Origin of the sequence: Actinoplanes sp. CA-015351 (genome assembly GCF_050955685.1) — a bacterium.
GTDB lineage: Bacteria > Actinomycetota > Actinomycetes > Mycobacteriales > Micromonosporaceae > Actinoplanes.
In genome coordinates this window covers 495,731-507,750 of sequence record NZ_CP192102.1, presented here as the reverse complement: position 1 = coordinate 507,750, position 12,020 = coordinate 495,731, and the positions used below count along the sequence as shown (strand labels likewise).

The 12,020-nt window shown below is 66.6% G+C and carries 6 protein-coding genes and 1 tRNA gene; 5 read left to right on the top strand and 2 right to left on the bottom strand.

The window, feature by feature from the left end:
* The first annotated feature begins 416 nt into the window (after positions 1–416).
* From ACQP2E_RS02255 to ACQP2E_RS02245, 3 genes are all read left to right on the top strand, one after another.
* Complete coding sequence (locus tag ACQP2E_RS02255; protein ID WP_433828231.1) at positions 417–947, top strand: GNAT family N-acetyltransferase; 531 nt, start codon at positions 417–419, stop codon at positions 945–947.
* A gap of 232 nt (positions 948–1,179) precedes the next feature.
* Positions 1,180–1,398, top strand: coding sequence for a hypothetical protein (locus tag ACQP2E_RS02250; RefSeq protein ID WP_433828230.1), 219 nt, complete (start codon positions 1,180–1,182; stop codon positions 1,396–1,398).
* 97 nt (positions 1,399–1,495) lie between these two features.
* Positions 1,496–2,482, top strand: a complete 987-nt coding sequence (locus tag ACQP2E_RS02245) for an NAD-dependent epimerase/dehydratase family protein (protein WP_433828229.1) — start codon at positions 1,496–1,498, stop codon at positions 2,480–2,482.
* A 1-nt stretch (position 2,483) separates the two neighbouring features.
* On the opposite strand, the gene ACQP2E_RS02240 is transcribed toward ACQP2E_RS02245, so the two are convergent.
* Together ACQP2E_RS02240 and ACQP2E_RS02235 are read right to left on the bottom strand one after the other, a co-directional pair.
* Positions 2,484–2,556 (bottom strand) — tRNA-Arg (locus ACQP2E_RS02240).
* A 1,094-nt stretch (positions 2,557–3,650) separates the two neighbouring features.
* Positions 3,651–4,280, bottom strand: a complete 630-nt coding sequence (locus tag ACQP2E_RS02235; RefSeq protein WP_433828228.1) for an SDR family NAD(P)-dependent oxidoreductase — start codon at positions 4,278–4,280, stop codon at positions 3,651–3,653.
* Positions 4,281–4,905: 625 nt separating this feature from the next.
* On the opposite strand from ACQP2E_RS02235, the gene ACQP2E_RS02230 reads away from it, so the two are divergent.
* Together ACQP2E_RS02230 and ACQP2E_RS02225 are read left to right on the top strand one after the other, a co-directional pair.
* Entirely contained in the window at positions 4,906–9,723 is a 4,818-nt protein-coding gene (locus ACQP2E_RS02230) for a pectinesterase family protein (protein WP_433828227.1), read from the top strand.
* A gap of 248 nt (positions 9,724–9,971) precedes the next feature.
* The gene (locus tag ACQP2E_RS02225; protein ID WP_433828226.1) at positions 9,972–11,966 is read left to right on the top strand and encodes a hypothetical protein; all 1,995 of its coding nucleotides are present in this window, start codon (positions 9,972–9,974) and stop codon (positions 11,964–11,966) included.
* Positions 11,967–12,020 lie beyond the last annotated feature (54 nt).

The window sequence follows — 12,020 nt, the reverse complement described above, 5'->3', positions numbered from 1 at the left end:
CTGTATCGGCTGGACCTGATCCGCCGTGAGAGCGCTGGTGCGCCTCGGTACACCTGGAGGGCTGAAGTGAACTGAAAATTCCAGCGCCACCCTCCCTCGATCCATCGCGCCATCCGCTCCGTTGCTGGCTGGAGCGACAGTCGAGTTACACCTGTAGTAGGTGTACCTGACAGGGGTGACAGGAAGCTAGCCCTCCCAGAGGCCGGACAACCGAGGGGAAGCGGCCACCAGCCGGCCACGACGCAACGAAACCGGCGACTCCACTCGAGGTTTCGAGCTCAGGTGTTTGCTTTGATTGCCGATGAAGGGTATAGGTTGGACACCCGCGGCGGCCGGACGTTTCCGCAGTGGGCCGCATTCGCAGATCTGAGCCGTAATTGTCGCCCGGACTTGATGGATCGATGATGTCGCGCGTAATGGATTCACGTTCCGCAGTGGTCGGCGCCAGCCTCGACGAGGTCAAGGAGGCCGACGTCGATGCGCTCGCCAAGGCTTTCGGTGAGCGCATCTACTTCGTTGCGCAAGTGCAGCGCTGGGGGCCGTTCGACAACGAGGTGTTCGTCGCGCGCCAGGGCGAGGACATCCTGGGCACCGTGACCCTGGGTCCGATCGAAGAGAAGGAGCTGCGCGAGAGCGAGCCCTTCTCGAAACACCCGTCGCGCCTGCTCAGCCATCTCGAGGTGCCGCCGCCGCAGCGCGGGCGCGGCATCGGCACGTGGATCATGGCGGAGATGGAGAGCCGGCTGGCCGCACGAGACTTCCGGTACGTCGTGCTCGGCGTGGATGAGAGCAACGAGGGCGCTCAGCGCCTCTACCGAAAGCTCGGGTACCAGGCCTGGGCAGGGTCGCCGCTGCGCACCGTGAAGCGGTCCTTCCACGAGAGCTGCACCTGGGGGGACGAACCCGAGTACTGCCTCGTCTACTACAAGGACCTCTCGCCAGCCTGAATCATTCTCGACCCGGGTGTAATCAACTGTATTTCCCGGAGAACCGAAGCTGCGCCCTTCGAAATCAAGTGATCATGCGGCCGATCGGATGTTCGGCTGACGGAATCCTGTGACGATTCCTGTTCGATTTCATCGCTTATTTCTCGTGTTCATGGCTGCCATTGTGAGATGGACAGCCTTTTTCACTCGTGCGTCGCTGCGACGGATCGAGTGAACGCGAGAAGGGCACGACATGCCTGCTTCCGATCCGACCTACACCATGGACCTCATGGCGGCGTTCGCCGCAGGCGCCGCCCTCGCCGGAATCCTGATTCTCGTCGTCCTTGCCCTGAGCGCCACGTACGCGATCGTCAGGGTCCTCCTCCAGGCAGCCCGTTCGACGATGTCGGCGATCTGGCTGACCACACTCCTCTTCGGCATCTGGGCCACCATCGGGCTTATAAATCGATGAGTGTGGATGATGTGTCCCGGTCGACGATCGACCCGGGACACACCCGCCGGTTAGGTTGAACGGGTCGATATCAAGAGGTCTGGAGCGGTCGTTGCCGGTGGAACGTCGCCAGACCTGGATCGTTACCGGTGGCGCTGGATACATCGGCGCTCACGTGGTTCATCGGCTCAGAGACCGGTGCGACGTGGTGGTCCTCGACGATCTGTCGACCGGCAACCGTGATCGTCTCCCGCCGGATGTGCCGCTTGTCGAAGGATCGGTGACCAGCCGGGACGACCTCGACAGAGTGCTACGGCGATATCCCGCCGACGGGGTGGTCCATCTCGCCGCACGGAAGCTCGCCGGTGAGTCGCAGCGGCTCCAGGAGCTGTACGAAGCGGTCAACGTGACGGGCGTGCGGCACCTCCTCGAAGCGATGCGGCAGGCCGGCGTCGGACGCCTGCTCCAGGCTTCTTCGGCTGCCGTCTACGGCGGAGGCCACGCCGGGCCGGTACGCGAGAACGACGACCTGCGGCCGCTGAACCATTACGGCGCCACGAAGCTGGCCGCCGAACGAATCATCCAGGACGCCAGCCGAACCGGCCTGCGAGCGCTGGTGTTCCGGCAATTCAACGTGATCGGGGCCGGCACACATCCGTACGCCGCGGACGTCAGCCCGCAGGGACTGCTGCCATCCATCTTCCGAGCGCTGACCACAGGGCCGGAGCTGGTCGTGCTGGGCCGCCGTTTCGCGACCCCGGACGGGACCGCTGTACGCGATTACGTACACGTCGCTGACATCGCGGACGCCTTCGCGCGGGGCGTGGAGCTTCTGTCCGGCCGATCAGCGAAGGCGCGTACGCACAGCGTGGTGAACCTGGGAAGCGGGCGCGGAGCGTCGGTCGCCGAGGTGGTCGATTTCGTCGGCCAGATGATCGGTCAGGCGGTGCCCCGGCGAGTCGGGCCGAAACGGCGGGGTGATGCCGCCGAGGTCGTCGCGGCTGTGGAACACGCTGCCGAACGCGGCTTCGAATGCCGTTCCTCGCTCGAAGACGCGGTGGTGTCAGCGTGGTTGTCCTGGCAGACATACGTGACGAACAGCTGAGTGCCCCCGGTAGGAATCGAACCTACGACACACGGTTTAGGAAACCGATGCTCTATCCCCTGAGCTACGAGGGCGCGAAGCGTCATGCTACCGGACCAGCGACTGACCACGGGTGACCACCACTGCCCGACAACACCCAGCGCTGACCAGCAGCCTGCTTGGCGGGATGATCCGGCCTTGCGATCACCTCCGGAGCATACGGATCAGCGTTGTTTGCACCGTGCCCTTCGCTGCCACGTAATGACCCGGAAAACCTGATGGTGACCAGGTATCTCCGAGCACTCAGGCGAACCGTGCGAACGCGCGGTCGGCGTCGCGGGCTCAGGCCTGGTCCAGAGCACTCGGTGAGTTACGGTGTCCGAGCTGCCCGGTGAGGAAGCAATCAGCCAGATCGCCGGAGCCGCGTCGGCGAAGCCGTCCACCGCCCGCCGGCTGGAGTTCTGGCGTGCCGAGCGCCTGGAGATCTCGAGGACTAAGGGTGCAGCCCCACACCTCCTGGCCGGACGCCGCTTAGGCGGCGCGCCGGCCGGAACCACGTCCAACGTGATCAGCTTCGCTGTGAGATCCGGGTCAGTCTGAGCTGATGGCCGTCGTACCAGCCGGCTCGCTGGCGCAGCGGCTTCCCGCAGGGATTACCACTGTGCATCTGTGTCGGCATCCGACACTTGCCCAGGAGGAATCATGAACGCTTTCACCGGTCGCGTCATTGCCGCAGCATGTCTCGCCACCGCCGTCACCACCACGGTGGCCATCAGCCCCCGCCCACGCGATCGAGACGGATCGGGGATACCTCACCAGCAGTGCCTACCTGTCTCGCAGCGAGACCCGTGAGGTGGCCCGGCACCTGGACAATGACAGCGTCAACGGGGCCATCGTCACCGGGATGAGCGCCACCAACAGCACCGCGATCGCGATGCCGACGATGCGGGCCCGGACCGATCGGGTGGTGTCCAGACCAGACGTCTCCTCAGGTGGACGGCGGTCAGGCAGGTCAGGCGACGAGCCCGATCAGGATGGCGTAAATCCTTGTGCCCTCGGCCTGGAGGATGTGGCGTCATCGTGGTCCGACGCCGGCAGCCGTACGACAAGAACCGCGTGGCAGTCAGCGGCCCGGGTAGGGCCGCTAAGAGCGGTGGCCGGGTTCGACCATTGGAGCGGACAACCGGGCTCAGGCGTCGTGGGCGAGCGCCGACGACAGCTCCCGGTGCGCGCCGGCCTGCTCGAGCAGCAGCTTCGCCTTCATCTCCAGGGCACCGACCGCGTCCGCGCCGGCCACCCAGCGCGCCGGCGGCTCGGCCGAACCGGTGAGCTGCACCAGAGCGGCCGCGAGCTTCGCCGGGTCGCCGCCCTGCAGGCCGCTCAGACCGCTCCACATGGTCACCGTCTGCTTGGTGCGCTCCGCGTAGTCGTCGATGCTCGCCTCGGCGTAGCTTGTCGACTCCGGCGTGAGCAGGTCGGTACGGAAGAATCCGGGCTCCACGATCATGGTCTTGATGCCGTACGGGGCGACCTCCGGAGCGAGGGACTCCATCCAGCCCTCGAGGCCGAACTTCGCCGCCGCGTACGCCGAGGTGAACTCCGCGCCGAGGAAGCCGGCGACCGACGAGATCGACACGACCAGCCCGGACCGCTGGGCGCGCATCACCGGCAGCACCGCCCGGGTGACGTTGAGCGGGCCGAACAGGTTCGTCCCGACCTGCGCCCGGAAGTCGTCCGGGGTGATCTCCTCGAAGAACCCCGCGATGAAGTTTCCTGCGCCGATGTTGGACGACCCGACCCGGCCGCCGAATGGGGACACCGGACCGGCCCGCACAGCCCCAGGTCGTCCGGGCTGACCTGCCATGCCACAACGAAACCGGGGATCCGCAGGCTCAGGCACGCGCCTTCCCGCAGCCGGCTGACAGCGACTGATTCTGCGCACGCCTTACCGCGGGAGTTTACCCAGGTCAGAACGCTTCAGATGCCTGAGTGGTGGGCTGTCGGTACACCCTCCAGCAGTACCCGCCCCGAAGCCGGCATTCCTGTGCACTTCCCACGGCGCGTAATGCACCGGCCTCGATCGAGACATAAAGCCCAAATGCAGTGGCATGTCAGGCAGGCCACTGCGGGGATAAACCGATAGCCAAGTGAGAAAAAACGTTAAAGTTCGTTTCCGAAATACGTTTAGCGGCAACGAGATCAACCGATCAGGCACCGCCGCCACCTGGCACTTCAGCAATTTGCAACGCTGCAATTGCACACAGTAGCAGCCATTGTGATTTCTGGATCTTCCTGCCGTCAGGGCTACCGCAACAGAACAGCGGTGACTCATTCTTGATGCCAGCATTCCTCGCGGCGTGCGAGTTTTCGGCGTTGTTCGACAGAAAGAACCCAGGACAGAAAGAACCCAGGTGCGCAGACTTCCCCGAACCCGAACTGTCAGCGTGGTCACTGCTCTCACCCTGCTCCTCACCGGGACATCCGCGGCGGCAGCGGCGGATTCAACTCCCCCGAACTCGGTACGCAGTCTCAAGGCCAGCGTGGACACGAAGCGTGTGAAGCTCGACTGGAGCAGCAACAGCGAGAAGGACCTCGCCGGTTATCTCGTCTATCGCGCACCCGCGGCGGACGGTGACTTCGTCAAGCTGACCAGCACGCCGTTCAGCAGCTCGGAGTACAGCGACTATGCCGCCCCGGCCGGGGTGACCGCCTACTACCGGATCACCGCGGTGGACTCCAGCGGCAACGAGTCGGCGGCGGTGAGCGTGAGCGCGACCCGCAAGGACGCCGTTGCCCCCAGCGCGCCGAAGAGCCTGACGGCGGTCGGCAGCCTGGACGACGTGACGCTGGACTGGGCGGACAACGATGAGGCGGACCTTGCCGGCTATCGGGTCTACCGGGGCAGCACGCTGCTGAACAGCACGGTGATCAACGACTCCCGGTTCGTTGACGCGGCCGCGCCGGCGGGGACTGCGTCCACGTACAAAATCGTCGCAGTGGATCTCAGTGGAAACATCTCGGCGTCGGCGAGCATCGCCGCGAAGCGCCTGGATGCGACCGCACCGGCCACGCCGAAATCCCTGAAAGCGACCGTCAGCAGCAGCAAGATCAAGCTGGACTGGTCCACCAACTCGGAGAAGGACCTCGCCGGGTACCTGGTCTACCGAGCCTCCAGCGCGAACGGCGAATACGCCCGGCTCACCGCGACTCCGGTCGACGACTCCGACTACACCGATGGCACTGCGCCCACCGGCGTGTCCAGCTTTTACCGGGTGACCGCGATCGACGCCAGCGGCAACGAATCCGCGGCCGCCTCGGTCAGCGCGACGCGCCCGGACATCATCGCGCCGGTCGCCCCGGCAAGCCTGACGGCGGTCGCCTCAGCCGGCCAGGTCACCTTGGACTGGGCCGACGGCACCGAGCCGGACCTGGCCGGATACCGGGTGTACCGGGGCAGCACGCTGCTCACCGGTTCATTGATCAGCGCCTCGCAGTTCGTCGACACGAGCGCTGCCACCGGCGTCGTCTCGACGTACAAGGTGGTCGCCGTCGATCTGAGCGGCAACGCCTCGTCGGCCGCCTCGATCAGCGCGACCCTGCCGGATCTCGCGGCGCCCGCCGCGGTGAAAGGGCTGAAGGTCTCCGCCGACACCTCGAAGATCAAAATCGACTGGTCCTCGAACTCCGAGGACGATCTGGCCGGATACCGGGTGTACCGCGCGACCAGCACGGACGGCACTTACACGTTGCTGACGGCGAAGCCGCGCAGCAGTTCCGACTACAGCGACAGCACCGCGCCCGCAGGCCTCCCGGTGTACTACCGGATCACCGCGGTCGACTCCAGTGGCAACGAGTCGGCGGCGGTGAGCGTCACCGCCATTCGCCTCGACAAGGTCGCGCCGGCGGCAGCCGCCAGGCTCACCGCTACCGGTACGGCCGCCGGGGTCACCCTGGACTGGGCCGACAGCGCCGAGGCGGATCTGGCCGGATACCGGGTGTACCGCGGCAGCACGCTGCTCACCGGTTCCTTGATCAGCACTTCCGAGTTCGTCGATACGGCCGCTCCGGTGGGCGTGGCCACCACGTACAAGATTGTTGTGGTTGATCTGAGCGGCAATGCCTCGGTCGCCGCGACCATCATCGCGACGCGCGTCGATGTCACCCCACCGGTGACGCCCGAGGGCTTCAGCGCCACCGCGGCCGACACCCGGGTCGTCCTGATCTGGTCCGCGAACACGGAATCGGACCTCGCCGGATACCGGGTCTACCGGGACGGGACTCTGCTCAAGACCGTCACCGGGGCGACCTACACGGACACCGCCGTCACCAACGGCACCACCTATCAGTACGCCGTGACCGCCATCGACAAGGCCGGCAACGAGTCGCCGGTCACCGGGACGATCGCAGCCGTGCCGGCCGACGTGACCGCGCCGGCCGCACCCGCCGGGCTGGTCGCCGCGGGATCCGCCACCGGCATCACCCTGGACTGGGCCGACAGCACCGAGGCCGACCTGGCCGGATACCTCGTCTACCGAGCCTCCGAATCGGACGGCCAGTACACCCGGCTGACACCGGCTGCGATCGCCGGCTCCGCGTACGGCGACCTCGCCGCACCCGCCGACACCGTCTCCTACTACCGGGTCACCACGGTGGACCGTGCCGGCAACGAGTCACCCGTCTCCGGCACCGCCTTCGCCGCGCCGCTGGACGTGACCGCCCCCGCGGCACCGGCCGCGCTGACCGGCGTCGGCACCGACACCGACACCGGCGTCACCCTGGACTGGGCGGACAGCACCGAGGCGGATCTGGCCGGATACCTGGTCCTTCGCGACGGCGTGCCGCTCACGACCACGCCGATCACGGTCTCCCAGTTCGCCGACACCACGGGTACGCCAGGCGTGGTCTACGCGTACACCGTCACCGCGGTCGACACCACCGGAAACGCCTCCACCGCGGCGACCGCATCGGCGGCGCGGTCCGTCGTCTACAACCCGGTGGCCGACGCCGACCTGACCGTGGCGCAGGACGGCACCGGCGACTACACGACCGTGGCCGCGGCGCTGGCCGCCGCTCCGGCGTCGTCGACCGCGCCGTTCGTCATCGCCGTCAAGGCCGGCACCTACCGGGAGACGGTCACGGTCGACAAGCCGTACGTCACCCTGGTCGGCGCCACCGGCACCGCCTCCGACGTGGTGATCAGTTACAACAACGCGGCCGGGACCGCCAAACCCGATGGCAGTGGCACTTACGGCACCTCGGGCAGCGCCACCGCATTGATCAAGTCGAACAACGTCTTGGTCAAGAACCTGACGATCGAGAACGCGTACGCCGAGACCGGCTCCGGCTCCGAACAAGCGGTCGCTCTCAAGACCACCGGTGACCGGCTGGTCTTCGACAACGTACGGCTCCTCGGCGACCAGGACACCCTCTACGCGGACTCGGCGAAAGTCGGCGCGGTGGCTCGTTCCTACTTCGTCAACTCGTACATCGAAGGCGACGTCGACTTTATTTTTGGTCGTGGCACCGCGGTCTTCGACCGCAGCACCCTCAAGGCGGCAACCCGCGGCAGTACGTCGAACAACGGGTACATCACCGCGGCCAGCACGGACAAGAGCCTGACGTACGGGTACCTGATCACCGACAGCACCGTCGAGAGCGACGCCCCGAACGGAACGTTCCACCTCGGCCGCCCGTGGCAGCCCAGCGGCGACACGAACGCGATCGCCCAGGTCGTCATCCGTGACAGCGTGCTGCCCGCAGCGGTCAAGTCGGCGCCGTGGACGGACATGACCACCACCTTCTCGTGGCGCGACGCCCGGTTCGCCGAGTACAACAACACCGGTGCGGGTGCCACGGTCAGCTCCGACCGGCCGCAACTGACCGCCGTGCAGGCGGCGCAGTACACGAAGTGGAACTACCTGGCCGGCTCGGACAACTGGAACCCGACCGGTCAGGCCGCGCCCCCGCCACCGGCGGACGTCACCGCTCCCGCCGTGCCGGCCGGTCTGACCGCGTCCGCCGGGGACACCTCCGTGGCACTGACATGGACCGCTTCCACCGAGTCCGACCTGGCCGGATACCAGATCTATCGCAACGGTGTCGCGCTCACCACTGCCGCGATCACCGGCGCCGGTTACACCGACCGGACCGCCGCCAACGGCACCACCTACAGCTACTCGATCAGCGCCGTCGACACGAGCGGCAACGAGTCGGTCAGGTCGTCGACCGTCGAGGCCACCCCGGTCGGTGTGGTCCTGCCCCGCTACGACTTCCTGGTCGCCGCGGACGGCAGCGGCACGCACACCACCGTCAGCGCGGCGATCGCGGCGGCCACCGCCGGTACCGCGGCCAAGCCGACCGTCATCGTGGTCAAGGCGGGCGTCTACCGTGAGATCGTCAGCCTCACCAAGAACTATGTGCAGATCATCGGTGCCACCGGGAAAGCCACGGACGTCACGATCACCTACGACAACGCGTCGAAAACGATCAACCCCGCCACCGGCGCGGCGTACGGCACCAGTGGCAGCTCGACCATGCTGATCAAGGGCAACAACGTCACGGTCAAGAACGTGACGATCGAGAACGCGTACGCCGAGACGGGCGTCGGCAGCGAGCAGGCGGTCGCCCTGCAGACCACCGGTGACCGGCTGACTTTCGACGGCGTGCGACTGCTGGGCAATCAGGACACCCTGCTGGTCAACTCGGGCGACGCCGACCTGGTGGCTCGCTCGTACTTCGTCAACTCGTACATCGAGGGCGACGTGGACTTCATCTTCGGTCGCGGCACAGCGGTCTTCGAGAAGTGCACGATCAACGCGCTGACCCGGGGCAGCAGCAGCAACAACGGCTACCTCACCGCGGCCAGCACATCGGACAAGAACCCGTACGGCTTCCTGATCACCGACAGCACCATCACGAGCAACGCCCCGGCCGGCACGGTCTATCTGGGCCGCCCGTGGCGTGGCTGGACCGACGGGTACACCAAGAACGGTGTCGTCTACAACTCCCGCGGTCAGGTGACCATCCGCAACACCGCACTCCCGGCGGCGATCAAGACCGCGACGACCGGCAGCGCTCCCGGCCCCTGGACCGACATGTCACCGAACCTCTGGACCGACGGGCGCTTCTCCGAGTACGGCAACACCGGTCCCGGGGCCACGGTGACCGAGCGGCGGCCACAACTCACTGACGAGCAGGCCACGTCATACACCGTCGAGAAGTACCTCGCGGGCACGGACGGATGGAACCCCACCGGCCGCTGACGGCTGACGACCAGGGGCGCCTTCCTTTCCCATGAAGGGAGGCACCCCTGGGTGACTGATGTCCGGAGGCGAAGATCGCGCCCGGCGCGCCGCCTGGGCCTGGGCCGGGGCCTCGGCTCAGCGACGCGCCTAAACCGTTACGACGATTCGGTAGCGGCTCGTCCGTTCGACCGAGGCGCCGTTGTTGATCTTCGATATATCCTCGTGCACTACTTCGATATCGATATCCCTGCGCCACGAGGATCTGAATGCGTAACCGAAGGATCGGTGCCGCCACTCTGGTGGCCGCTCTGGCCGGATCCGCTGTGCTGGCGGCCGGTGCCACCCCGGCGATCGCCGACTCCGGCAAGACTCTGCCCATCAAGTCCGTCGGCGACATGGTCGTCGACAGCGCACGCCAGCGAATCTTCGTCAGCGACCCGACCGGCGGAAGAGTCGTCGAGACGACATACGACGGGACCGTTGTCGCGACCGCGAGCGGCCTGCCGCGGGTCACCGGCTTGGCGCTCTCCGCCGACGGCGCCAAGCTCTATGGTGCGCTGGAGTCAAGCCACGCGATCGTCGCCCTCTCGGCTGCCACCCTCACCCAACCCGTCCGGTACGACCTGGGCTCCAGCGTCTACCCGTTGTCGCTGGAGAATACGGCCGGAAAGCTCTGGTTCAGCTACGACAACTACGGTCGCGACCCGTTCATCGGCTCGGACGGCAACATCGGCTCCCTCGATCTGAGTGGCGCGAAGCCGGTGGTGACGCCGCAGCAGGAAGCCACGGGCGCCTACGGCATCTGGAACGGCGCGCCCCATTTGACCTCCGCGCCAGGTGACAGAGGGCTGCTCGCCGCCTTCGACCCGCACACCTCCAGTGGAGTCGTCGCCGTCTACAACGTGTCCGGGGGCACTTTCACCCGGACCGGGGCGGATCAGGTCACCGGTGGTTACACCCGGTCCGTGGCCTTCACTCCGGACGCCACCCAGGTGGTTGCCGCCAACGCGACCGCAGTGACCGTCGCCCGCAGCACCGATCTCGCGCGTGCCGGTTCGTACCCGGTCGAGGGCTGGGTTCAAGCGGTGGCTGTCGCATCGGACGGCACGGTGGCCGCCGGCGGGACGGCCCTGCGGACCTTCGCGCCTGGTGGTGTGGTGCCGATCCGCGATTACGCCCTCCCGGATACAGACCCGACCACGACCGGCGGGGACCAGGTAGCTGAACGGGCACTTGCCTGGGAGCCGGCCGGCAACCGGCTGTTCGCCGTCACCGAGAACCACGCCGGCATCCACTACCTGCGGGTCTACACCGAGCCGAAGAAATCTTCGCCGGCGCTGAAGCTGTCCGGCCCGGCTTCGGCGACCCGGGCGAAGCCGATCAGCATCACCGCCAAACTGACCGCTTCGATCCCGTTGCCGGCCGGTACTCCGGTGACCGTCACCCGCACCGACCTGGAATACCCGTCCGGCAAACCGCTGGGGACCAGAACAACCACCGCCAACGGGTCGTTCTCGTTCACCGACACCACGTCGGCCGGCGGGACGGTGACCTACCGGGTCTCCTACGCCGGCGACGCGAAGCATTCCGCGGTCTCTGCGACCAAGTCAGTGGCGGTTTCCCGCACAGCACCGGCCCTGTCGTTGACCAACAACGGCAAGATCTATGGGTACGGCAAAACGGTCACGTTCGCGGCGCGTCTCGGGGCCACGTACAAGAACCGGACCGTGGAGATCTGGGCCGACCCGAGCGGCAGCGACCAGAAGCGGCGACTGCTCAAGCGGGCCGTGGTCAGCAAGACCGGCTCGGTGTCGGCGAACCTCCGGCTGACCCGCAACACCACGGTGTCCGCGGTCTTCACCGGTGACGCCCGGACCGCACCGAAGACCGTCTCATCGACCGTCGGCACCAAGGCCCACGTGTCGCTGAAGCTGTCCAAGTACTACAAGACCGCCAAGATCGGCAGCAAGAAGTACCGCTACTACCACGTGAAGACCAAAGCGAAGTTCAACGTCAAGATGACCGCCGCACCGAACGCGCGGCAGGCGTACGTCTCGGTGCAGTTCTACTACAAGGGCAAGTGGCGGGCCTGGGGCGACGGGTATTTCCCCGCCACGAAGGCGATCTACCTCAGTGGCGCCGGGTACAAGGGCTACAAGATGCGAGTCCGGGCGGCATACGTCAAGGGCAGCTCGCACTCCGGTGACAGCTTGAATACCACGACCTGGACCCCGTACCAGTACCTGTACTTCACCAAGTGAGAGCTGCCCCGGTGCCTGGACAGGGCATCGGGGCTCCGCTGGATCAGGCCGTCG

What these genes read in the sequence shown, in the direction of transcription:
- ACQP2E_RS02255 (WP_433828231.1), top strand. Translation starts at nt 417, where the DNA reads ATGGATTCACGTTCCGCAGTGGTCGGCGCCAGCCTCGACGAGGTCAAG.
- ACQP2E_RS02250 (WP_433828230.1), top strand. Translation starts at nt 1,180, where the DNA reads ATGCCTGCTTCCGATCCGACCTACACCATGGACCTCATGGCGGCGTTC.
- ACQP2E_RS02225 (WP_433828226.1), top strand. Translation starts at nt 9,972, where the DNA reads ATGCGTAACCGAAGGATCGGTGCCGCCACTCTGGTGGCCGCTCTGGCC.